Source organism: Kitasatospora sp. NPDC058063 (assembly GCF_042885395.1).
Classification (GTDB): domain Bacteria; phylum Actinomycetota; class Actinomycetes; order Streptomycetales; family Streptomycetaceae; genus Kitasatospora; species Kitasatospora lactacystinica.
In genome coordinates, this window is record NZ_JBHVSD010000026.1 from 86,254 (window position 1) to 107,534 (window position 21,281).

The window sequence follows — 21,281 nt, forward strand, 5'->3', positions numbered from 1 at the left end:
CTTCAGACCCTAGGAGGCGGCCCGGTACACCTCCGCCGCGACGGCCAGGTCCTGCCAGGCCATCCCGACGCTCTTGAAGAACCGCGGCCGCCCGTCCGGCACCAGCGCGTCGCCGCGCACCAGCTCGGAGAGGTTCCACAGCTGCCGCCCGGCCACACCCGCCATCAGCAGGTCCCCGGCCTCCCGGCCCGCGACCGTGCGCGCCTCCACGTACAGCTCGGCCCGCTGGACCAGCAGCTCGTCGACCTCCCGCGCGTCCGGCTCGTGCGAGCCCACCGCGGCCACCGCCGCGTGCGCGGGCACCAGCGCGCCGTCGAACAGCGGCGTGCGCGCGGTGGTGCAGCAGACCACCAGGTCCGCCTCGCGGACCGCCCGCGGCCCGCCGACCTCGGCCGTCAGCCCGAGCCCCCGCCCGTACGCCGCCAGCGCCTGCGCCCGGTCGGCGTTGCGCGCCACCACGGTGAGCCGGCGCAGCGGCCGGACGGCGAGCAGGGCGTCCAGGTGCCCGTACGCCTGCGGCCCGGAGCCGAACAGCACCAGGTGCTCGGCCTCCGGCACCGCCAGCCGCCGCAGCGCGGCCGCGGTGACGGCGGGCGTGCGCAGCGCGGTGAGCGCGGCGCCGTCCAGCAGGGCGAGCGGCTGCAGGGTGGGCCCGTCCAGCAGCAGGTAGCTGCCGGTGATCCGGGGCAGCCCCTGCTCCGGGTTGGCCGGCGCGACACCGGCGATCTTCACGCCCGCGTACGGCCCGGCGGCGGCCGGCATCATCAGCAGTTCCCCGGCGGGCACCGGTACGGCGGATCGGGCGGGTGCCGCCTCCGGGTCGAACCCGTCCAGCAGCACCCGCTCGATCGCCCCCACCGCACCGGCGGGTCCGACTCCGCCGGTGCCCGCCACGGCGTACTGGAGCGGCACAACCGCCGTACGGGGCAGTGCGGTCGGGCTCGGGTCGCTCGGAACCACAGCGGTCCGGTTCTCGGCCGTCCGGCTCTCGGCGGCGGCCCGGCTCGCGGATGTCCGGCTCACAGCAGGAACCCCGCTCCCAGCTCGTCGTCCGGCTCCAGGACGAAGCCGTGCTCGCCGGTGCGGAAGGCCGCCCCGCCGACCTCGGTGACCACGCCCTCGCCCTGCGGGTCGCCGCCCGGCAGGAAGCGGCCGGAGAAGACCGTCCCGATGATCGACTCGTGCCGCAGCGGCTCGCCGGGGGCCAGCCGCCCCTCGGCGGCGAGCACCGCCAGCCGGGCGGAGGTGCCGGAGCCGCAGGGCGAGCGGTCGATCTGGCCGTCGGCGAAGACGGTGACGTTCCGCTGGTTCAGCACCCCGTCCACCGAGGGGAGTTCGTCGTACAGCACCACCCCGTACACACCCGAGAGCCGGGCGTCCGTCGGGTGCGCGACCGCCTCGGCGCCGGCCAGCGCGGCCCTGATCTCCCGCCCCACGGCGGTGAGTTCGGGCAGCCGCTCCGGTTCCACGGCGAGCCCGAGGGCGGCCGCGGACACCGAGGCGTAGCAGGCGCCGGAGTGCGCCACGGCGACCTCCACGGTGCCGAGCGAGGTCTCCACCGGCAGCTTCAGCGCGGTCACCCGGCTGGGCACGTTGCGGAAGGTCACCCCGGTGGTGCGCCCGCCGGCCCGGTGCACCAGGGCGGTGACCCGGCCGGACGGCACGTCGATCCGCACCCGTGCCACGCCGTCCTCGGGGGCGGCCACCAGTCCGGAGTCCACCGCCCAGGCGCCGAGCGCGATGGTGCCGTGCCCGCAGGCGGTGGAGTAGCCGTCCTTGTGCCAGAACAGCACGCCCAGGTGCGCCTCGTCGTCGTCCGGCGGCACCAGGAAGCCGCCGTACATCCCGGCGTGGCCGCGCGGCTCGCGGACGAGCAGTTGCCGGACGTCGTCCAGCGCGCTGGGCCGGGGCGCGGTCGCGCTGCCGCCCGCGCCGAGCGCGATGGCCCGGCGTTCGGCGACGGTGTCGCCGGGGATCGGCGGCACGCCGTCCAGCACGATCCGGAACGGCTCGCCGGCCGTGTGGTAGTCGACGGTGCGGACGAACATCAGGCGCCACCTCCCGGCAGCACGCTGACGGTCCGGCTGACGGTGTAGAAGTCCAGGGCGGCCTGGCCCTGCTCGCGCTCGCCGTGGCTCGCGCCCTTGGCCCCGCCGAAGGGCAGGTGGAAGTCGACGCCGCTGGACGGGGCGTTGACCCGGATCATGCCCGCGTCCAGCCGGTCGGCGGCGGCCAGCGCCACGTCCAGGCTGCGGGTGTGCACCGAGGTGGAGAGGCTGTGCGGGGTGTCGTTGGCGAGCGCGATGGCCTCGTCGAGGTCGGCCGCGGCGTGCAGCACGGCGATCGGGCCGAAGAACTCCTCGCGGGCCAGCGGGTGTTCGGCCGGCACCTCGGCGAGCAGGGTCGGCTCGACGTACCAGCCGGCCCGCTCGGGCACCCGGCCGCCGGTGAGCACGCTCGCCCCGGCCTCGACGGCCGAGGAGACGGCGCCGGTCAGCCGCTCCCGGGCGGCGGCGTTGATCACCGGCCCGCAGACCGCGTCGTCGACCGCCGCCAGCGCCTTGACCAGCGCCTCGCGCAGCGGCTCGTGGGCGGCGCCGACCGCGATCACCCGGCTGGTGGCGGTGCACTTCTGCCCCGCGTACCCGGCGATGGCCGCGGCGATGTGCCCGGCGGCCTGCGTGATGTCGGCGTCCGGCAGCACCAGTGCGGCGTTCAGCCCGCCGAGTTCGGCCTGCACCGGCACCCCGCGCTCGGTCGCGGCCCGCACCACGGCCCGGCCGACGCCGGTCGAGCCGGTGAAGGAGATCACGTCCGCGGTCTCCACCAGCGCCGCGCCCTCCTCGGCCCCGCCGGGCAGCACCGTGAACACGTCCTCGGGCAGCCCGGCCAGCTCGGCCAGCCGCAGCGCGCAGGCCGTCGCCTCGGGCGCCGGCTTCAGCACCACCGCGTTGCCGACGGCGAGGGCCGGCGCGGCCTTCCAGGTCGGGATCGCCAGCGGGAAGTTCCACGGCGCGATCAGCCCGGCGACCCCGTAGGGGCGGCGCCGGGTGAGCAGCAGCCCGGGGCCGGCGGCGGTCTCGTGCACCGCCCCGGAGGGCGCGTACGGCGCCTGCGCGTAGTAGCGCCAGATCGCCGCCGTACGGGCGACCTCGCCGAGCGCCTCGGCCAGCGGCTTGCCGACCTCGCGCACGATCAGCGCGGCCAGCTCGTGGGCGTGCGCCTCCACGGCGTCCGCGATCCGGCCGAGCGCCGCCGACCGGGCGCCCGCTCCGGCGGCGAGCCAGTCGCCCTGTGCCGCCCGGGCCCGCCCGACGGCGGCCCGCACGGCCTCGGCGCCGGGCTCCTCGACGGCGACCACGAGGTCGGCGGGGTCGGCGGGGTTGTACGAGGTGATGGTCACAGCCAGCAGCCCTTCGAGGGAGGTACGGGGAACGAAGGAGGGAGGAGGGGGGTCAGAGCAGGAAGCCCGCCGGGAACGGGTCGCTCGGGTCGAGGAAGTACTGGGCGGTGCCGGTGACCCAGGCCCGCCCGGTGACGGTGGGCACCACCGCGGGCCGCCCGGCCACCTCGGTCTCCTCGACCAGCCGCCCGGTGAAGGTGGTCCCGATGAAGGAGTCGTTGCGGAAGTCCCGCCCGAGGGGCAGTTCGCCGCGCGCGTGCAGCTGGGCCATCCGCGCCGAGGTGCCGGTGCCGCAGGGCGAGCGGTCGAACCAGCCGGGGTGGATGGCCATCGCGTGCCGGGAGTGCTCGGCGGTGGAGCCGGGGGCGAGCAGCTGGACGTGGTGGCAGCTGTGGATGGACGGGTTCTCCGGGTGCACCGGCCGGTCCGGGCTCGCGTTGATCGCGTCCATCATCGCCAGGCCGGCGTCCAGGATCTCCTGCTTGCGCTCGCGCTCGAAGGGCAGCCCGAACTCGGCGAGCGGCAGGATGGCGTAGAAGTTGCCGCCGTACGCGAGGTCGTAGGTCACCGTGCCGTAGCCGGGCACCTCGATCTTGCGGTCCAGGGCGACCGAGTAGGAGGGCACGTTGCGGATGGTCACCGCCTTGGCGGCGCCGTCCTCGACGTGCACCTCGGCGACCACGAGTCCGGCCGGGGTGTCCAGTCGTACGGTGGTGACCGGCTCGACCACCGGGACCATCCCGGTCTCGACCAGCACGGTGGCGACCCCGATGGTGCCGTGCCCGCACATCGGCAGCAGTCCGGAGACCTCGATGTAGAGCACGCCGAAGTCGGCGTCCGGCCGGGTCGGCGGCTGGAGGATCGCGCCGCTCATCGCGGCGTGGCCGCGCGGCTCGTACATCAGCAGGGTGCGGAAGTGGTCCAGGTGCTCCTGGAAGTGCACCCGGCGCTCGGCCATGGTGGCGCCGGGGATGACGCCGAAGCCGCCGGTGATCACCCGGGTCGGCATGCCCTCGGTGTGCGAGTCGACGGCATGGAACACGTGACGGCTGCGCATGGGTCACAACTCCCGTACAGGTTCGGATGGTGGGGGGTGGGCCGGGCCGACTGCCGCCGCAGCCGGCCCGGAGGCCCGGGTTCGCGCCGGTGTCAGACCAGGCCGTCGGCCAGCGCCTTCTCGGTGGCCGCGCGGACGGCCGCCTCGATCTCCGGGACGAGCGGCTGGCGCGGGGCGCGCACCGGGCCGCCGGGGCGCCCGGCGATGTCCATGGAGAGCTTGATGGCCTGGACGAACTCGGTCTTGGAGTCCCAGCGCAGCAGCGAGTGCAGCGACTTGTAGAGCGGCAGCGCGCTCTCCAGGTCCTTGGAGACGGCGGCGTCGTAGAGCGCCACCGAGGCGGCCGGCAGGGCGTTCGGGTAGCCGGCGATCCAGCCGACCGCTCCGGCGAGCGCCAGCTCCAGCAGCACGTCGTCGGCGCCGATCAGCAGGTCCAGCCCGGGGGCCAGCTCGGCGATCTCGTACGCCCGGCGGACGTCGCCGCTGAACTCCTTGACCGCGACGATCGAGCCCTCGGCGTGCAGCTGGGCGAGCAGCGGGGGGACCAGGTCGACCTTGGTGTCGATCGGGTTGTTGTAGGCCACGATCGGCAGGCCGGCCTTGGCGACCTCGGCGTAGTGGGCGCGCACCGAGGCGTGGTCGGCCCGGAAGGCGTTCGGCGGGAGCAGCAGGACGGAGCCGGCGCCGGCCTCGGCGGCCTGCTCGGCCCAGCGGCGGGACTCGGCGCTGCCGTAGGCGGCGACGCCGGGCATGACCCGGGAGCCGTCGCCGGCCGCCTCGACGGCGACCTCGACGACCTTGGCGCGCTCCTCGGCGGTGAGCGTCTGGTACTCGCCCAGCGAGCCGTTGGGGACGACGCCCTCGCAGCCGGAGTCGATCAGCCAGCGGACGTGCTCGGCGTAGGCGTCGTAGTCGACGGAGTGGTCCGGGCGCAGCGGGAGCGTGGTGGCGACCATGATGCCGCGCCAGGGACGGTTGGTGTCGTGCTGGGTGATGGACACATGAGCTCCTTGATGAGGTGTGACATTTTACAAGAGTGGACGGGCCGGAGACAAGGTCCCCGGCCCGCCGTTCGACGGCGGGCCCGTTACGACTCCGGGGTGGGCCCCGCCGCCAGCTGGGAGAGCGGCACCGGGCAGCCCAGTGGGCGCCGGTCGGGCCCGGGCTCACCCGAACCGGCCAGGCAGGCCACGGCCGGACCGCACATCCGGCCCTGGCACCAGCCCATCCCGGCCCGGGTGAGCAGCTTGACGGTGCGCGGATCGCCCGCGCCCAGTTCCTCGACGGCCTCCCGGATCGCCTCGACCGGCACCTCCTCGCACCGGCAGACGTCGGTGTCCGGACGCAGCCAGCCGGTCCAGCCGGGGCCCGGCCGGTGGGCGGCGGCCATCAGGTCGGCGAAGGCCCGCAGCCGCGAGCGGCGGCGCATCAGCGCGGCCGCGGGCCGCTCCCCGGCCACCGCGTACGCGGCCAGCTCGCCCTCGGCGAGCGCGAGGTCCGCGCCGCCGACGCCATTGGTCTCCCCCGCGGACCAGAGGCCGGGCACGCTGGTGCGCAGCCGGGCGTCGACCTCCAGCGCGACCGCGCCGTCCGGCCCGGTCACGGTCCGCGCACCCAGCTCGGTGGCCAGGTCGATCTGCGGCAGCAGGCCGTGGCCGACGGCGAGCGCGTCGCAGTCGATCCGCCGCCCGGTGCCGGGCACCGGCCGCCAGTCGGCGTCCAGCCGGGCCACCGTGACGCCGGTGACCCGGTCCGTCCCGTGCGCCTCGACCACCGCGCTGCGCGGGCGCAGCCGCACGCCGTGGCGCAGCAGCGCCCCGCCGTGCCCGGCGCCCTCGACCAGCTTGCCGGGCACGCCCGCCAGCACGCCGGGGTGCCGCGCGTACCCGAGGTAGGCGGTCGCCTCGACCACGGCGGGCACCTCGGCCCCGGCGGTGACCAGCGAGGAGGCGGCCGCGAGCAGCAGCGGGCCGCTGCCGGCCACCACGATCCGCTTCCCGGGCAGCACCAGCCCGGACTTGAGCATGGCCTGGGCGCCGCCCGCGGTGACCACCCCGGGCAGGGTCCAGCCGGGGAACGGCAGCTGCCGCTCGTACGCGCCGGTGGCGAGCAGCACCGACCGGGACCGGACGGTGGCCCGGTCGGTGCTCTCCGGCCCGCGGGTGACGTGCACCGCGAAGCCGTCCCCGGTGCGCTCCAGGGCCCAGACCTGGTGCCCGGCCAGGAAGGCGGCCCGCCCGGCGCGCTCGTGCGCGTCGAGCCGGTCGGCCCGGCCCGTGTAGGCGGACCAGTGGTGGTGCAGCCGGTCCGGCCGCGCCGCGCCGAGGCCGGGCGCCGGGTGGCGGTAGTACTGCCCGCCGGTGCTCCGCCCGCCGTCCAGCAGGGCGCAGCGCAGCCCGAGGTCGGCGGCGGTGACGGCGGCGGCCAGCCCGGCCGGGCCGGCGCCGACCACCACGAGGTCGTACGGCTGGCTGTCGTGGGCGTCAGACGGCGAGGTCGGCACGGCCGTGGCCCTCCTGGGTGGTGACGGTGGTGCCGGGCTCCGCGGGGAGCAGGCAGGTGCGCTGGTTGGGGCGGCCGTCCACGGTGGCCAGGCAGTCGAAGCAGGCGCCGATCCCGCAGAACGCCCCGCGCGGTTTGCCGCCGACCCGGGTGGTGCGCCAGGCGAGCACGCCGTCGGCCCAGAGCGCGGCGGCGATCGACTGCCCGGGCAGCGCGGGGACGGGCCGCCCGTCGAACTCGATGTGGTGGGCGGGGCCGGGCTCGGCCTGGACCAGCCCGGCGGGGGTGCGGCGGCGCATCGGCGGCTTCTCCAATCCTGGACGGAATCTCATGTGTGGCGATGGCGGGCCGGCGCTCACCCGGCCGGGAAGCGGTCCGCCCGGAACGGTTCGAGGTCCAGCTCCGGCCGCTTGCCGGTGAGCTGCTCGCTGATCAGCAGCCCGGTCGCCGGGGCCAGCCCGATGCCGGCCCCCTCGTGCCCGCAGGCGTGGTAGAGCCCGGGCACCCGGGGGTCCGCGCCGATGGCCGGCAGGTGGTCCGGCAGGTACGGGCGGAAGCCCCGGTAGGTGCGCATCACGGTGACGTCGGCGAGCACCGGGAACAGTGCGGCGGCCTGGGCGGCGAGCCGGCTCAGCACCTCCTGGGAGAGCGTGCGGTCGAAGCCGACCCGCTCCCGGCTGGCACCGATCAGCACCGGCCCGCCCGGGGTGCCCTCGATCACGGCGGAGGTCTCCAGCCCGGCCGATCCGCTGGCCACGTTGGCCACGTAGTCGGCGGCGTAGACCTTGTGCCGCACGACCCGCGGCAGCGGCTCGGTGACCAGCACGAAGCCGCGCCGGGGCAGCACCGGCAGGTGCACTCCGGCCAGCGCGGCGATCTCGCCGCCCCAGGTGCCGGCCGCGTTCACCACGGCGGCGGCGGCCAGGCTCCGCCGGTCGGTCCGCACGCCGCGCACGGCACCGTCCGGGCCGCGGTCGACGGCGGTGACGCTCTCCCCGGTGATCAGCTCGGCGCCCATCCGGCGGGCCTCGCGCAGCAGGTGGGCGGCGGCCAGGGCGGGCTGGACCTGGGCGTCCTGCGGGTAGTGGAAGCCGCCGGCCAGGCCCTCGGCCAGGTGCGGCTCCAGCTCGCGCAGCCGCTCGCCGGGCACCTCCTCGGCCTCGACCCCGACGGTCCGCTGTCCGGCGGCGAAGGCCCGCAGCGCGTCCTGCCCGGCGGCGGTGGAGGCGACCACCACGCCGCCCTTGGGCTCGTACTCGATCGCGGGGCCGAGCCGCTCGGCGAGTTCGCGCCAGAGCCGGGTGCTGAGCAGGGCGAGGTCGAGTTCGGGGCCGGGCTCCTTGTCGGAGACCAGCAGGTTGCCCTCGCCCGCGCCGGTGGTGCCACCGGCCACCGGGCCGCGGTCCACGACGGCGACGGCGAGCCCGGCGCGGGCGGCGTAGTAGGCGCAGGCGGCGCCGACCACACCGGCGCCGACCACGACGACGTCCAGGGGAGGTCTCTCGGTCTTCAGCACCTCAGTAATATGTCACATGCCATGCGACCTGCCAAGACCGCCCCACCGAAACCGGGACCACCCCCACCAGCGGAAAGGCCGGAACGGCGGGAAGCCCCGGCCCACCGCTCGGCAGAGCGGCGGACCGGGGCTCCCTCAAGCCCTACCGGCTCAGGTGATGTCGTCCATCTCCTCGCGACGGGACGCCGGCACCGACGCACCGGCCGCCGGGGTCGCCGAGGCCTGGACGGACTCCGCACCGGCCACCGGCTGCACCGAGAGGTCCACGTGCGAGGCCTCCTCGTCGTCCAGCCCGGCGTCCGGGTTGCGGCGCGCCTTGCGCCGGTCGTTCAGGAGCGCGATCCCCACCGCGACGAAGTACAGCCCCCAGATCGGCGCGGCCAGACCCAGCATGGTCAGCGGGTCGGCGCTCGGCGTGGCGAAGGCCGCGAACACCGTGATGCCCATGACCATGCCGCGCCACCAGCCCAGCAGCCGCTTGCCGGTGACCATGCCGATGACGTTCAGCATCACCAGCAGCAGCGGGAACTCGAAGGCCAGACCGAAGACCAGCACCATCCGGGTGGCGATGTCGAAGTAGTCCTCGGGCGGCAGGATCGGCGTCGTGTTGTTCGGCGTGAACGAGATCAGCACGTCGATCGTGGTCGGCAGCACCAGGATGGCCACGCCCACACCGGCCAGGAACAGCGGCGTCCCGCAGAGCAGGAAGACGACCGTGTACTTCTTCTCGTGCCGGTGCAGACCGGGCGCCACGAAGGCCCAGACCTGGTAGAGCCAGATCGGCACGGTCGCGACCACGCCCGCCGTCAGGGCGACCTTCAGCATCCAGGTGAAACCGGCGGTCAGACCGATGTTGGAGACCTGGGCGCACTTGCCCTGGTAGTGCTTGGCCAGCTCCAGGGTGTCGCACCTCGGCAGCGGCTTCAGGAGGAAGTCCTCCAGGTGCTTGTGGTAGATCGCCGCCACGATGGTGATCAGCACGATCGCCAGGACCGACTTGACCACGCGGTTGCGCAGTTCCCGCAGGTGGTCGGCGAGGGCCATCCGCCCCTCAGGATCCTTTGACGCCTTCGGCGCCTTGGAGAGCTTGCTCAACCCCGGTCCTCAACTCGTGCGTCGGGGCCCGCCGGTCGACGGGCCTCCGTGGTCGCGCGACTCCCGCACGTCATGCGCGTGGCGCGCGTCAGCTGCCTCACGTGCGCCGCGCTCAGTGCGGGCGGTCGCCGTCGGGCGCGGAGGCCCCGGCGGCGGGCTCGTTCACCGGACGGGCCGTGGCCGAAGCGCCCGGAGCGGACTGGATGGTCCGGCCCGCGGCACCGTCGACCGAAGCCGCTGCCTGGGCGGGCGGGGCCGGCTGCTCGGACCGGCCGTCCGAACGCATCGCCTGGGCCTCGCTCTTCAGGATCCGCATCGACTTGCCCAGCGAGCGCGCCAGGTCGGGCAGCCGCTTGGCTCCGAACAGCAGGATGGCGAGAACCACGATCACCACGATCGCGGTCGGCGAGATGCGCATGCGCGACCACCTTCAGTCATGGCGGCCCGTCGGGCCGTCCGCTGCGGATGGTAACCGCTGCGGATGACGCCACGACGACGGCCGCCCGAACAGGACAGCGGCCCCCGGTACGCGGTTCAGGAGCCAACTGAGAGCGTAACCCGCCCCCACCCGCGCGCAGCAGCCCCCGTACCACCCGGAGCCGCGCCGTGCTAAGCGGCCGGGACCCGCTCCGCCGCCGGGGCGTTCGCCGCCGGCATCGCGTCCGCCAGGTCCTCGGCCGCCGCGGCCAGCGCCCGCGAGGCCCGGTCCACGCCCTCGGCCAGCGCCCGCACGTCCAGCCAGAGCCGGATCGCGAGGACCCCGAGGACCAGCAGGCCCGCGGTGGCGAGCAGGACGGCGGCGACGAGCATCCAGGACATGCGCCCACCCTATACGGGGGTCACCCCTCCGCCGGGACGAGCCGCATGGTGCGCACCCCGGCCCCGGTGAGCGCCTCGACGATCTTCTCCCCGGCCGGCTTGCGCACCGCCGCACCGCACCGCGGGCAGCCGAAGCTGTAGTGCGCCTGGGCCGGGGTGCGACCGAGGGTCAGGCGGAAGTCCTCGGCCGGGAGCTCCACCTTCTCCCGGCACTCGGAGCAGTACACCTTGAATCTGGTCCCGGGTTCCACCGCTCAGGCCCGCCCCTCCCCGTAGGCGGCCAGCGCCTCCCGCGCGGCCGAGCGCGCCTGCTCGGCCAGTTCGGGCGGCGAGACGATCCGGCCGTCCCGGCCCAGCCGCAGAGCCAGCGGGCGCAGCTGGGAGGGGTCGGCGCTGCGCAGGGTGATCCGCAGCCCGCCGTCGGGCAGTTCCTCGGCCCGGTCGTGGGTGTAGTACTCGGCCACCCAGCGCCCCCCGGAGGAGACCTCGACGACCACCTCGGGGTCGTCCGCCGCCGGGTTGACCAGCCCGCCGCTCAGGTCGCGCGGCTCGCGCCGGGGCGGGTCGGCCGGGACGTCCAGGACGCGGATCTCGGCGACCCGGTCGAGCCGGAACATCCGGTGGTCCTCGGAAGTGCGGCACCAGGCCTCGAGGTAGGTGTGGCCCTCGGTGAGCAGCCGGATCGGGTCCACCTCGCGCTCGGTCATCCCGCCGCGCCCGTGCGAGTAGTAGCGCAGCCAGAGCCGGCGGCCCTCGCTGAGCGCGCGGTCGATGTCGGCGAACACGTGGCTCTCCGCCTCGAAGGTCACGCCGACCCGGGCGCTGCCCTCGGCACTCTCCCCGGCCGCGTTCTCGATCTTGGCGACGGCCCGGGTGAGCGCCTCCCGGTCCCCGGCCCGCAGGCCCGGCAGCCCGGCCACCGCGCGGGCGGCCACCAGCAGCGCGGTCGCCTCGTCGGCGGCCAGCCGCAGCGGCTGGGCCACGTCGTCGACGTTGTGCCACCAGATCCGCTCGCCGTCGGTGTCGATGTCGAGCAGGTCGCCGCCGCGGAAGCTGGTGCCGCACATCGGCAGCACGTTGAGGTCCGCGATCAGCTCGCGCTCGCTGATCCCGAACGCCCGGGCCACCTCGGCGACCTCGGCCCCGGGCCGCTCGCGCAGGTAGGTGACCAGCGACAGCATCCGTCGCGTCTGGTCGATGGCATTACTCACGGACGCTCTCCCTCGATACCCGCGACCGCCCGCAGCCGGTCGACCACATCCGCCCGCAGCTCCTCCGGCCCGAGCACCAGCACGTCCGGCCCGAACTCCGCCAGGTCCGCGCCCAGCCCGTTGCCGTACGGGATCTCCAGCTCGTCCCAGGCCTCGTCCACCCGGGTGCTGCCCAGCGCCTTGGTGCGGAGCGGGAAGCCGGCGCCCCGGCGGACCCGGACGGTCGCGGTGGCGGTGGCCCCCTCCCCCGCGAACTTCGCCACGGTGGCCCGGACGTCCACGTGCTCGGGCACGGTGCCGAGGAACGCCCCGGACCTCGCCTTCACCTTGCCGGTGATCCGGCTGAGCCGGAACACCCGGGCGTCGCCGCGGTCGCGGTCGTACCCGGCCAGGTACCAGTGCCCGCGCCAGCACTCCAGCGCCCACGGCTCGACGCTGCGCTGCTCGGCGGCGGCGGCGCCGGCCTTGCGGTACTCGAAGGCGACCGGACGGCGGTCCCGGGCGGCGGTGAGCAGCGGCTCGAACGCGGCCTCCCGGGCGGGGATGCGCGGCTCCAGGGCGGTGCGGCCCTCGGCCTCGGCGAACGGCACCCCGGCCGCGCGCAGCTTCTGCAGGGCGCCGCTGGCCGCACCGGACATCTTGGCCTGCTGCCAGACCCGGGCGGCCAGGGTCAGCGCGGCCGCCTCCTCGGCGTCGAGGGCGATCTCGGGCAGCCGGTTGCGGTCGGCGCGGGCCAGGTAGCCGAGCTCGCCGTCCAGGGTGCTCTCGTCGACGTCGATCACCAGGCCGAGCTCGCGCAGGTCGTCCTTGTCCCGCTCGAACATCCGGTTGAAGGCGTCCTCGCTGCCGTTCTGCCAGGCCTCGCGGTACGCCTCGATGGACTCCCGCAGCTCCTTCTTGGAGAGCGGACGTCTGGTGTTCATCAGGCACAGGGCGAGATTCATCAGCCGCTCTGCCTTCGCGATCGCCATCGCTGACCCTTCCGGTGTGCCGCGCCGAGCGCGGGGTGCGCCAACCGGGCGATCACCACCCGGCGGGACCGACCGTACCGGTAGCGGTACGCACCGCAAAAGCGGCATCCCCGAACACCCCCGGACATGCCCGTGGGCCGGACCCCCGGAGGGGTCCGGCCCACGGTCACGGCAGGCTCAGACGGCCAGCAGGTCGACCACGAAGATCAGGGTCGAGCCGGCCGGGATGAGCGGCGTCGGCGACTGGTTGCCGTACGCCAGGCGCGCCGGGATGGTCAGCTCGCGGCGGCCGCCGACCTTCATGCCGACGACGCCCTGGTCCCAGCCCTTGATGACGCGGCCGCCGCCCAGCGGGAAGCGGAACTCGTTGGGGCTCCGGTTCCAGCTCGCGTCGAACTCCTCGCCGGTCTCGAAGGTCACACCGACGTAGCGGACGCTGACGTTCTGACCCCGCTTGGCCTCCTCGCCGTCACCGACGACGATGTCGCGGATCTGCAGCTCCGTCGGGGCGTCGCCGATCGGGAAGTCGATCTCGGGCTTCTCGTTGAGGTTGACGCTCACAGTCCCTCTTCTCACATTCGCTTCGCTGTCACGACCAAGCGGCGGGCGCCCGCACCCGGTCCGTTCTTCCCGGACCACGGTACGGGCGCCCGCCGCCCGTAAGGGACCGGCCACGCGGCCGGACCCGAAGGTCACACGTGCACCATTGTCACCCGAAAGTGGATCAGCCCTGACCCGCGTCGAGGATGTCCACCACGAAGACCAGCGTCGCGCCGGGCGGGATGTCGCCCTGGCCCTTGTCGCCGTAGCCCAGCGAGGCGGGGATCACCAGCTCGACCCGGCTGCCGACGGTCTGGCCCTCCAGGCCCTGGTCCCAGCCCTGGATGACCTGGCCGCCGCCGACCGGGAAGGTGAACGCCTGGCCCTTGCTGAGCGAGGAGTCGAACACCTTGCCGCTGGAGAACAGCGCGCCGGTGTACTGGACGACGACCTTCTCGCCCTTCTCCACCTTCGGCCCGGTGCCCTTGATCAGGACGTGCGACTTCAGCTCGGTCGGGTCCTTCGCGCCGGGCACCGGGGTGATCTCGGCCGGCTTCTTGCCGTTGTCCTTGACCTGCGGGAAGTCCGCCGGCGGCGGGGTGACGGTTCCGCTCACCACGGCGTCGGGCGCGTTGGCGTTGCGGATGTCGATCACGAAGATCAGGTCGTCCTTGGCGCCGATCGACATGTCGGCCTTGCCCTGGGCGCCGAACGCGGCGGCCGGCGGGGCCACCACCAGCAGCCGGCTGCCGGCCTTCTTGCCGACCACGGCCTGGTCCAGGGCCGGGATCAGCGCGTCGGTGCCGGCCTGGAAGATCTGCGGCTTCCCGTCGGCGTCGTACGAGCTCGGGATGTCCTTGCCGGTGGTCCAGTCCTTGGCGGTGTAGTCCACCGAGGCCCAGGAGTTCTTCTCCACCTTGGCGCCGGTGCCCTCGGTGAGCACCTTGACGACGAAGGAGCCGTCGGAGGCCTCGCCCGGCACCTGGATCTCGGCCTTCTTGCCGAAGTCCCCGGCGACCGTCGGCAGCACCTTGGCGCTGTCCTTGATCGGCGGCACCGGGTCGGCGGTCGGCGTGGGCGGCGCGCTCTTGGCCGCGTCCGGCTTGGCCGCGGCGCTGTCCTTGGAGCCGTCCTTGTTCACCACGTAGAGCGTGATGCCGCTGCCGACCAGCAGCAGGGCCAGCACCGTGCCGAGGATCACGCCCAGCTTGCCGACACCGGGCGGGTTCTCGTCGTACCCGGCCTCCGAGCTGTCGGTCTTGCGCACGTTGGAGGCGAAGATCTGCGGGGCGTCGTCGTCCGTCCTGGTCCCGCCCGCGGGGCGCGGCGCGTCGCCGGGCTGCGCCCAGCCGGCCTGCTGCGCCAGGATCGCCGGGGGGACGACGATCGACTCGCGGTCCCCGCCGACCGGGCCGCCGGGACGGGAGGCGGCCGGGTCACCCGCAGAGCTGTCGTTCGCCGCGGTACCGGCCCCGCCCGGGCTCGGCGTCTTCTCAGTCATGACTCCCCATCCATCTCGCCACGAGGTCTTCCAGGTCTGCGTCCGGCGTGGGCACGCCGGCCTGCTGCCGCACCGCCCCGCCCGGACCTCGGCACCGGGCGGCGCCTGCCACAGTGCGTGGGCAGTATGACAGCTCAGGATGAGGGCGGACGCTTCGCTGTACGAGCGTCCGCCCAAGCGTACGGAATCCCCGGGGTGAGTTCCTAGACCGCTTCGAGAATGTCGATCACGAAGACCAGCGTCGAGTTCGCCGGCACCGAGCCCTGGGCCTTGTCCTGGTAGCCGAGCGCCGGCGGGACCACCAGCAGGACCCGGCTGCCGACGTTCTGCCCGACCAGGCCCTTGTCCCAGCCCTCGATCACGCTGCCGGTGCCGATCTGCACCGCCTGCGCGCCGCCGTGCGTCCAGGAGGAGTCGAACTGCTGGCCGTTGGCCCACAGCACCCCGGTGTACTGCACCACCAGGGTCTGCCCGCTCTTGACCTGCTTGCCCTCGCCCTTGATCAGCACCGCCTGCTGGAGGTCGGTGGGCGCGGCCTGCCCTTCCGGGATCGTGATCGTCACCGGCGCCTTGCCGTTGTCCTTGACCTGCGGCAGCGTCGCGGGCGGCTCGGTCATCGTCCCGGTGAGCGTGGAGTCCGGCGGCAGGCTCTCCATGATGTCCAGCACGAACACGACGGTGTCGCCCTTGCTGACGCCCAGCTGACTGGAGCCCTGCTCGCCGAAGGCCGCCTCCGGCGGGGCCACCACCAGCAGCCGGGAGCCCACCTTCTTGCCGATCACGCTCTGGTCCAGCGCCGGCACCAGCTGCCCGCTGCCGGCCTGGTAGAGCTGCGGCTTGCCGTTGGCGTCGTACGAGCTCGGCAGGTCCTTGCCGGTGGTCCAGTCCTTGGCGGTGTAGTTGACCGTCACCCAGTCGCCCTTGTTGACGGTCGCCCGCTCACCCTCGATGACCGTGTTCACCACGAACTGGCCGCTGGGCTGCTGGCCCTCGGGAATGGTGATGGTGGCCTTGCTGCCGTATCCGCCACCCGAAAGAGTGGGCATCGGCGACGCCTCGGCGACCGGCGCGGGCACCGTCGGGGCGGCGCTCGCCGTGGACGGCGTCGCCGGGCCGGCCGCCTTGGGGGAACTGCTGCAGGCGACCGCGAGCAGCAACGGCAGGGTGAGAAGCAAACCGGCGGTGCGGCGCACGGTGGTCCTAACTGTCGGTCGAAGTCGGCTCTCCTGACTCGACGGACAGCGTATGCCCGGCACGCGTCCGGCCCCGGTAGACACCACCGGGGCCGGTCACCGCCTTGATCACAACGCCTCGATCACACCGCCTCCGCTACATCCCCGCGATCAGCTTCTCCACCCGCTCGTCCACCGAGCGGAACGGGTCCTTGCACAGCACCGTGCGCTGCGCCTGGTCGTTCAGCTTCAGGTGCACCCAGTCCACCGTGAAGTCCCGGCGCTGCTCCTGCGCCCGGCGGATGAAGTCCCCGCGCAGCCGGGCCCGGGTGGTCTGCGGCGGGATCGACTTGGCCTCGAAGGTCTTGAGGTCGGTGGTCACCCGCTGCGCCTGGCCCTTGCCCTGGAGCAGGTAGAACAGGCCGCGGCGGCGGTGGATGTCGTGGTACGCGAGGTCGATCTGGGCCACCCGCGGGTTGGACATGCTCATCCCGTGCTTCTCGCGGTAGCGCTCGATGAGCTTGTACTTCATGATCCAGTCGATCTCCTGGGCCACCCCGTCCAGCCGCTCGGTGCGGACGGCCTCCAGGGTGCGGCCCCACAGGTCGAGCACCCGGCCGACGGTGCCGGTGTTGATGCCCTTGCGGTCCGCGAACTCCAGGGCCTTCGTGTAGTACTCCTCCTGGATGTCCAGCGCGCTGGCCTCCCGGCCGTTGGCGAGCCGCACCTGGTGGGTGCCGGTGAGGTCGTGGCTGACCTCGCGGATCGCCCGGATCGGGTTCTCCAGGGTGAGGTCGCGCATCACCACGCCGGCCTCGATCAGCCGCAGCACCAGGTCGGTGGAGCCGACCTTGAGCAGCGTCGTGGTCTCGGACATGTTGGAGTCGCCGACGATCACGTGCAGCCGGCGGTAGCGCTCGGCGTCCGCGTGCGGCTCGTCCCGGGTGTTGATGATCGGACGCGAACGGGTAGTGGCGGAGCTGACGCCCTCCCAGATGTGCTCGGCCCGCTGGCTGACGCAGTACACCGCGCCGCGCGGGGTCTGGAGCACCTTGCCCGCGCCGCAGATCAGCTGCCGGGTGACCAGGAACGGGATCAGCACGTCGGCGAGCCGGGAGAACTCGCCGTGCCGGGCCACGCAGTAGTTCTCGTGGCAGCCGTAGGAGTTCCCGGCCGAGTCGGTGTTGTTCTTGAAGAGGTAGACGTCCCCCGCGATGCCCTCCTCGTGCAGCCGCCGCTCGGCGTCCACCAGGAGGCCTTCGAGGATCCGCTCGCCGGCCTTGTCGTGCGTCACCAGCTCGACGACGTCGTCGCACTCGGGGGTGGCGTACTCGGGGTGGGAGCCGACGTCGAGGTAGAGGCGGGCGCCGTTGCGCAGGAAGACGTTGCTGCTTCGGCCCCAGGAGACGACCCGGCGGAACAGGTACCGCGCGACCTCGTCCGGCGACAGCCGCCGCTGCCCGCGGAACGTGCAGGTCACGCCGTACTCGTTCTCCAGCCCGAAAATCCGGCGGTCCATGAGCACTCCATTCTCTGTCGGAGCTGTCCGAAACCGCCTCCACGACGGCTGGGCCGCCGCAGGGGCACCGGAGTCCCGCACGACGGCGGCGGGGCCGCCGTACGGAACTCCACAGGTACTGCTACACCGGCGTGCCGTCCGCCGGGTTGTCGTCGTCGTCCGCCTCGGCGGACTGGTCCCCGTCGAGCAGCCGGCCCAGCTGGTTGCCCAGGATCCGCTTGAACTTGCGCTGCTGGAACCGCTGGCGGTCGAGGACCGCGACCTCCAGCTGTTCCGGCGTGAGGCTGCGGGCGCTGCCGCCGTTGGGGTCGCGGGCCAGCGAGTCCACCGCGACCTTCACCGCCTCGGTGAGGCTCAGGCCGGCCCGGTGGCGCTGGCCCAGGTAGTTGCCGATCGAGTCGGCGTTGCCGCCGACCACCACGTAGTTCTTCTCGTCCACGACCGAGCCGTCCGGCGTGAGCCGGTAGATCTGGTCGTTGTCGGGGGTGCGGCCGACCTCGGCCACGATCAGCTCGACCTCGTACGGCTTCTCACCGACCGAGGAGAAGATGGTGCCCAGGGTCTGGGCGTACACGTTGGCCAGGCCCCGGGCCGTGACGTCGGCCCGGTCGTAGGAGTAGCCGCGCAGATCGGCGTAGCGGACGCCGCCGATGCGCAGGTTCTCGAACTCGTTGTAGCGGCCGACCGCCGCGAAGGCGATCTTGTCGTAGATCTCGGAGACCTTGTGGAGCGCCCTGGAGGTGTTCTCCGCGACGAAGACGATGCCGTCGGCGTAGGTGAGCACGACCACGCTGCGGCCGCGCGCGATGCCCTTGCGGGCGTACTCCGCGCGGTCCGCCATGGCCTGCTGGGGTGAGACGTAGAACGGTGTCGACACCGGCGGTCGTCCCTTTCCTGTGAGGTGGTGGCTAGATCAGCGGGGCCTGCGGGCCGTTGGGCCGGGCCAGGCGCTCGTCGGTGATGGCGACGGCGACCTCCGTGACCTCCGCCTCGGTGAGTCGGCGGAAGCCGTCCTCGGTGATCAGCGAGACGATCGGGAAGATCTTGCGGGCGAGGTCCGGGCCGCCGGTGGCGGAGTCGTCGTCGGCCGCGTCGTACAGCGCCTGGACGACCATGGTGACCGCCTGGTCGGCCGTCAGCCCCTCGCTGTAGAGCTTCTTCATCGAGCCGCGCGCGAAGACCGAGCCGGAGCCGGTGGCGGTGAAGCCGCGCTCCTCGGACCGCCCGCCGGTGACGTCGTAGTTGAAGATCCGGCCGCGGCCGAGGTCCAGGTCGTAGCCGGCGAACAGCGGCACCACCGCGAGGCCCTGCATCGCCATGCCCAGGTTGCCCCGGATCATGGTGGTGAGCCGGTTGGCCTTGCCCTCCAGGGAGAGCGTGGTGCCCTCGATCTTCTCGTAGTGCTCCAGCTCCAGTTGGAACAGCCGGACCATCTCGATCGCGAGGCCCGCGGTGCCGGCCACGCCGACCGCGCTGAACTCGTCGGCCGGGAACACCTTCTCCATGTCGCGCTGGGCGATCACGTTGCCCATCGTGGCCCGGCGGTCACCCGCGATCACCACGCCGCCGTCGAAGGTCGCGGCCACGATCGTGGTCCCGTGCGGGGCCTCGACCACGGCGCCCTCGGGGAGCCCGCGGCGACCGGGGACCAGCTCCGGCTTGTGCTCGGCGAGGAAGTCGATGAACGAGGACGACCCCGGGGTCAGGAAGGCAGCCGGTAGACGCCCGGTGCCACGAGTGTTGGCTTCCACACGATTCCTTCCAGGTAGCTTGAAGCGCGCGCTGCCCGCACCCTACCCGCCCGACGATCACTGTCCACGGGTGGAGGGGCCGGTGCCGGACGGCCGGGCGGTGCTCGCCGCCCGGCCGCCCCGGACGGTCGCGACCGTGAATTCGGAATGCCCGGGTGCGGGCTATTGCCCGCCCTTCTGGACGAATCCGCGCACGAAATCCTCGGCATTCGACTCGAGGACCTCGTCGATTTCGTCCAGCACCGCGTCGACGTCGTCGCTCAGCTTTTCCTGACGCTCCTTGAGGTCGTCGGAATTCTGGCTTTCCGCGGCCTGCTCCTCGACCTCCTCGGAGGAACGGTTTGCCCGCTGCTGGCCGCCGCCGGTGTCCTTGCTCGCCATTTCCCTCACCCCGCTCGATTCGTCTGGCACGGTTCGGTCGTTGCTTGCTGCACCGACCCTATACACAAGGTGCGACTGCCGCTCCCGGTTTGCCGGTGGCGCTTCCTGTCCAACACCCGCTGCCACCCCGGATGATTCCCATTCGGCGGACGTTCACCCATGGTGATCGAAAAGTTACCCGCCGGCCAGCACCCGGAGCAGGTCCTCGGCCGTGCGGCAGCGGTCCAGCAGCTCCTTGACGTGGTTGCGGGTGCCGCGCAGCGGCTCCAGGGTGGGGACGCGCTGCAACGAGTCCCGGCCCGGCAGGTCGAAGATCACCGAGTCCCAGGAGGCCGCCGCGACGTGGTCCGCGTACTGCTCCAGACAGCGACCGCGGAAGTACGCCCTGGTGTCCTCCGGCGGCTTGGAGACGGCCCGCTCGACCTCGTCCTCGGTGACCAGCCGCTCGAACCGCCCGCGGGCCACCAGGCGGTTGTAGAGGCCCTTCTCGGGCCGTACGTCGCTGTACTGGAGGTCGACCAGGTGCAGCCTCGGGTTGTCCCACTCCAGGGCGTCCCGGCTGCGGTAGCCCTCCAGGATCTCCCGCTTGGCGATCCAGTCCAGCTGCCGGGACAGCGACATCGGGTCGCGCTCCAGCCGGCCCAGGACGTCCTCCCAGCGCGCCAGCACGTCCACCGTCTGCTCGTCCGCGTCGGTGCCGAAGCGGTCCTCCACGTACTTGCGGGCCAGCTCGAAGTACTCCAGCTGGAGCTGGACGGCGGTGAGCCGGCGCCCGTTGCGCAGGGTGATCAGGTGCTTGAGCGTCGGGTCGTGGGAGACCCGGTGCAGGGTGCGCACTGGCTGGTCCACCGCGAGGTCGGCGGCGATGAAGGAGTCCTCGATCATCGACAGGACCAGCGAGGTGGTGCCCAGCTTGAGGTAGGTGGAGATCTCGGAGAGGTTGGCGTCCCCGATGATCACGTGCAGTCGGCGGTACTTCTCGGCGTCGGCGTGCGGCTCGTCGCGGGTGTTGATGATCGGGCGCTTGAGCGTCGTCTCCAGGCCCACCTCGACCTCGAAGTAGTCCGCCCGCTGGCTGATCTGGAAGCCGTGCGCGGAGCCGTCCTGGCCGATGCCGACCCGGCCGGCGCCGGTGACCACCTGGCGGGAGACGAAGAACGGGGTGAGGTGGCGGACGATGTCGGCGAACGGTGTCGCCCGCTTCATCAGGTAGTTCTCGTGGGTGCCGTAGGAGGCGCCCTTGTTGTCGGTGTTGTTCTTGTAGAGGTGGATGGTCTGCCCGTTGGGCAGTTCCAGCGCGCGTTGTGCCGCGGCCGCCATGATCCGCTCGCCGGCCTTGTCCCAGAGCACGGCGTCACGCGGGTTGGTCACCTCGGGCGAGCTGTACTCGGGGTGCGCGTGGTCCACGTAGAACCGGGCCCCGTTGGTGAGGATGACGTTGGCGAGGCCGATGTCCTCGTCGGTCAGCTGGCTGGCGTCCGCGACCTCGCGGGCCAGGTCGAACCCCCGTGCGTCGCGCAGCGGATTCTCCTCCTCGAAGTCCCAGCGGGCCCGCCGTGCCCGGTGCATCGCCGCCGCGTACGCGTTGACGATCTGGGACGAGGTGAGCATGGCGTTGGCGTTGGGGTGCCCGGGCACGGAGATCCCGTACTCGGTCTCGATGCCCATCACGCGCCGTACGGTCATGCGGCCCTCCTTGCCCGGTGCACCGCCCCCGACGGGCGGAGCACTCTGACGTACCGCCGAACAACACCGACGCCGGGTCTCTGCCCGCGGACGGTGGGTCGAGCCTAGAACCCGGCGCCGAGCGGCGGGCCCGGAGACGCGCCGTCCGGCTGCGGGG

Annotated in this window: 22 protein-coding genes and 1 pseudogene; all 23 read right to left on the bottom strand. The window is 73.3% G+C overall.

What is annotated here, in order from left to right; genetic code table 11:
* Nucleotides 1-9 precede the first annotated feature (9 nt).
* The 23 genes and pseudogenes from ACFVUY_RS34485 to dop all read right to left on the bottom strand — a co-directional run bounded on the left by ACFVUY_RS34485 (nucleotide 10) and on the right by dop (nucleotide 21,124).
* Nucleotides 10-1,023 carry an ornithine cyclodeaminase family protein gene (locus ACFVUY_RS34485; RefSeq protein ID WP_387736246.1) on the bottom strand — a complete coding sequence of 338 codons (1,014 nt, stop codon included), beginning with the start codon at nucleotides 1,021-1,023 and terminating at the stop codon, nucleotides 10-12.
* Nucleotides 1,020-2,048 carry a proline racemase family protein gene (locus ACFVUY_RS34490; protein ID WP_387736248.1) on the bottom strand — a complete coding sequence of 343 codons (1,029 nt, stop codon included), beginning with the start codon at nucleotides 2,046-2,048 and terminating at the stop codon, nucleotides 1,020-1,022. Before ACFVUY_RS34490 ends, ACFVUY_RS34485 begins: the two co-directional genes overlap by 4 nt.
* On the bottom strand, nucleotides 2,048-3,403 hold the full coding sequence (locus tag ACFVUY_RS34495) for an aldehyde dehydrogenase family protein (RefSeq protein WP_387736250.1): 1,356 nt from the start codon (nucleotides 3,401-3,403) through the stop codon (nucleotides 2,048-2,050). The genes ACFVUY_RS34490 and ACFVUY_RS34495 overlap by 1 nt, the downstream gene beginning before the upstream one ends.
* Before the next feature lie 52 nt (nucleotides 3,404-3,455).
* Complete coding sequence (locus ACFVUY_RS34500) at nucleotides 3,456-4,460, bottom strand: proline racemase family protein (RefSeq protein ID WP_380352898.1); 1,005 nt, start codon at nucleotides 4,458-4,460, stop codon at nucleotides 3,456-3,458.
* Between the two features lie 92 nt (nucleotides 4,461-4,552).
* Nucleotides 4,553-5,416 (bottom strand): dihydrodipicolinate synthase family protein, encoded by an 864-nt coding sequence (locus tag ACFVUY_RS34505; RefSeq protein ID WP_380352909.1) that lies wholly within the window; start codon nucleotides 5,414-5,416, stop codon nucleotides 4,553-4,555.
* A gap of 131 nt (nucleotides 5,417-5,547) precedes the next feature.
* Nucleotides 5,548-6,963 carry an NAD(P)/FAD-dependent oxidoreductase gene (locus ACFVUY_RS34510; RefSeq protein ID WP_387736252.1) on the bottom strand — a complete coding sequence of 472 codons (1,416 nt, stop codon included), beginning with the start codon at nucleotides 6,961-6,963 and terminating at the stop codon, nucleotides 5,548-5,550.
* The gene (locus ACFVUY_RS34515; RefSeq protein ID WP_359901145.1) at nucleotides 6,944-7,261 is read right to left on the bottom strand and encodes a (2Fe-2S)-binding protein; all 318 of its coding nucleotides are present in this window, start codon (nucleotides 7,259-7,261) and stop codon (nucleotides 6,944-6,946) included. The genes ACFVUY_RS34510 and ACFVUY_RS34515 overlap by 20 nt, the downstream gene beginning before the upstream one ends.
* Before the next feature lie 56 nt (nucleotides 7,262-7,317).
* Nucleotides 7,318-8,478 (bottom strand): NAD(P)/FAD-dependent oxidoreductase, encoded by a 1,161-nt coding sequence (locus ACFVUY_RS34520; protein WP_387693015.1) that lies wholly within the window; start codon nucleotides 8,476-8,478, stop codon nucleotides 7,318-7,320.
* Nucleotides 8,479-8,628: 150 nt separating this feature from the next.
* Nucleotides 8,629-9,522 (bottom strand): twin-arginine translocase subunit TatC, encoded by an 894-nt coding sequence (gene tatC, locus ACFVUY_RS34525; protein WP_387736254.1) that lies wholly within the window; start codon nucleotides 9,520-9,522, stop codon nucleotides 8,629-8,631.
* 163 nt (nucleotides 9,523-9,685) lie between these two features.
* On the bottom strand, nucleotides 9,686-9,991 hold the full coding sequence (gene tatA / locus ACFVUY_RS34530; protein ID WP_387693010.1) for a Sec-independent protein translocase subunit TatA: 306 nt from the start codon (nucleotides 9,989-9,991) through the stop codon (nucleotides 9,686-9,688).
* 191 nt (nucleotides 9,992-10,182) lie between these two features.
* Nucleotides 10,183-10,392: a hypothetical protein gene (locus ACFVUY_RS34535; RefSeq protein WP_359901157.1), complete on the bottom strand. Its 210-nt coding sequence runs from the start codon at nucleotides 10,390-10,392 to the stop codon at nucleotides 10,183-10,185.
* A 20-nt stretch (nucleotides 10,393-10,412) separates the two neighbouring features.
* Nucleotides 10,413-10,643: a hypothetical protein gene (locus ACFVUY_RS34540; protein ID WP_049652006.1), complete on the bottom strand. Its 231-nt coding sequence runs from the start codon at nucleotides 10,641-10,643 to the stop codon at nucleotides 10,413-10,415.
* Between the two features lie 3 nt (nucleotides 10,644-10,646).
* Entirely contained in the window at nucleotides 10,647-11,573 is a 927-nt protein-coding gene (locus ACFVUY_RS34545; RefSeq protein WP_359901265.1) for a WYL domain-containing protein, read from the bottom strand.
* A gap of 26 nt (nucleotides 11,574-11,599) precedes the next feature.
* Nucleotides 11,600-12,574, bottom strand: a complete 975-nt coding sequence (locus ACFVUY_RS34550; RefSeq protein WP_387693008.1) for a helix-turn-helix transcriptional regulator — start codon at nucleotides 12,572-12,574, stop codon at nucleotides 11,600-11,602.
* A gap of 177 nt (nucleotides 12,575-12,751) precedes the next feature.
* Nucleotides 12,752-13,135: an FKBP-type peptidyl-prolyl cis-trans isomerase gene (locus ACFVUY_RS34555; RefSeq protein WP_359901163.1), complete on the bottom strand. Its 384-nt coding sequence runs from the start codon at nucleotides 13,133-13,135 to the stop codon at nucleotides 12,752-12,754.
* 163 nt (nucleotides 13,136-13,298) lie between these two features.
* Nucleotides 13,299-14,615, bottom strand: a complete 1,317-nt coding sequence (locus ACFVUY_RS34560) for an FKBP-type peptidyl-prolyl cis-trans isomerase (protein WP_387736257.1) — start codon at nucleotides 14,613-14,615, stop codon at nucleotides 13,299-13,301.
* Nucleotides 14,616-14,818: 203 nt separating this feature from the next.
* Nucleotides 14,819-15,808, bottom strand: coding sequence for an FKBP-type peptidyl-prolyl cis-trans isomerase (locus ACFVUY_RS34565; protein WP_387693004.1), 990 nt, complete (start codon nucleotides 15,806-15,808; stop codon nucleotides 14,819-14,821).
* A gap of 136 nt (nucleotides 15,809-15,944) precedes the next feature.
* The gene (pafA, locus tag ACFVUY_RS34570; protein WP_387693002.1) at nucleotides 15,945-17,306 is read right to left on the bottom strand and encodes a Pup--protein ligase; all 1,362 of its coding nucleotides are present in this window, start codon (nucleotides 17,304-17,306) and stop codon (nucleotides 15,945-15,947) included.
* A gap of 121 nt (nucleotides 17,307-17,427) precedes the next feature.
* Nucleotides 17,428-18,183 carry a proteasome subunit alpha gene (prcA, locus tag ACFVUY_RS34575; protein WP_387693000.1) on the bottom strand — a complete coding sequence of 252 codons (756 nt, stop codon included), beginning with the start codon at nucleotides 18,181-18,183 and terminating at the stop codon, nucleotides 17,428-17,430.
* Nucleotides 18,184-18,214: 31 nt separating this feature from the next.
* Nucleotides 18,215-19,012 carry a proteasome subunit beta gene (prcB, locus tag ACFVUY_RS34580; RefSeq protein ID WP_380352913.1) on the bottom strand — a complete coding sequence of 266 codons (798 nt, stop codon included), beginning with the start codon at nucleotides 19,010-19,012 and terminating at the stop codon, nucleotides 18,215-18,217.
* A pseudogene (locus ACFVUY_RS34585) lies at nucleotides 19,009-19,086 on the bottom strand (recombination endonuclease VII); the annotation flags it as partial. The gene prcB and the pseudogene ACFVUY_RS34585, both read right to left, overlap by 4 nt.
* Nucleotides 19,087-19,219: 133 nt before the next feature.
* On the bottom strand, nucleotides 19,220-19,438 hold the full coding sequence (locus ACFVUY_RS34590) for a ubiquitin-like protein Pup (protein ID WP_188299085.1): 219 nt from the start codon (nucleotides 19,436-19,438) through the stop codon (nucleotides 19,220-19,222).
* A 174-nt stretch (nucleotides 19,439-19,612) separates the two neighbouring features.
* Nucleotides 19,613-21,124 carry a depupylase/deamidase Dop gene (dop, locus tag ACFVUY_RS34595; RefSeq protein ID WP_359901180.1) on the bottom strand — a complete coding sequence of 504 codons (1,512 nt, stop codon included), beginning with the start codon at nucleotides 21,122-21,124 and terminating at the stop codon, nucleotides 19,613-19,615.
* Nucleotides 21,125-21,281: the final 157 nt, after the last annotated feature.

What these genes read in the sequence shown, in the direction of transcription:
- ACFVUY_RS34490 (WP_387736248.1), bottom strand. Translation starts at nt 2,048, where the DNA reads ATGTTCGTCCGCACCGTCGACTACCACACGGCCGGCGAGCCGTTCCGG.
- ACFVUY_RS34500 (WP_380352898.1), bottom strand. Translation starts at nt 4,460, where the DNA reads ATGCGCAGCCGTCACGTGTTCCATGCCGTCGACTCGCACACCGAGGGC.
- ACFVUY_RS34505 (WP_380352909.1), bottom strand. Translation starts at nt 5,416, where the DNA reads ATGGTCGCCACCACGCTCCCGCTGCGCCCGGACCACTCCGTCGACTAC.
- ACFVUY_RS34515 (WP_359901145.1), bottom strand. Translation starts at nt 7,261, where the DNA reads ATGCGCCGCCGCACCCCCGCCGGGCTGGTCCAGGCCGAGCCCGGCCCC.
- tatC (WP_387736254.1), bottom strand. Translation starts at nt 9,522, where the DNA reads ATGGCCCTCGCCGACCACCTGCGGGAACTGCGCAACCGCGTGGTCAAG.
- tatA (WP_387693010.1), bottom strand. Translation starts at nt 9,991, where the DNA reads ATGCGCATCTCGCCGACCGCGATCGTGGTGATCGTGGTTCTCGCCATC.
- ACFVUY_RS34535 (WP_359901157.1), bottom strand. Translation starts at nt 10,392, where the DNA reads ATGTCCTGGATGCTCGTCGCCGCCGTCCTGCTCGCCACCGCGGGCCTG.
- ACFVUY_RS34545 (WP_359901265.1), bottom strand. Translation starts at nt 11,573, where the DNA reads ATGCTGTCGCTGGTCACCTACCTGCGCGAGCGGCCCGGGGCCGAGGTC.
- ACFVUY_RS34550 (WP_387693008.1), bottom strand. Translation starts at nt 12,574, where the DNA reads ATGGCGATCGCGAAGGCAGAGCGGCTGATGAATCTCGCCCTGTGCCTG.
- ACFVUY_RS34560 (WP_387736257.1), bottom strand. Translation starts at nt 14,615, where the DNA reads ATGACTGAGAAGACGCCGAGCCCGGGCGGGGCCGGTACCGCGGCGAAC.
- pafA (WP_387693002.1), bottom strand. Translation starts at nt 17,306, where the DNA reads ATGGACCGCCGGATTTTCGGGCTGGAGAACGAGTACGGCGTGACCTGC.
- ACFVUY_RS34590 (WP_188299085.1), bottom strand. Translation starts at nt 19,438, where the DNA reads ATGGCGAGCAAGGACACCGGCGGCGGCCAGCAGCGGGCAAACCGTTCC.
- dop (WP_359901180.1), bottom strand. Translation starts at nt 21,124, where the DNA reads ATGACCGTACGGCGCGTGATGGGCATCGAGACCGAGTACGGGATCTCC.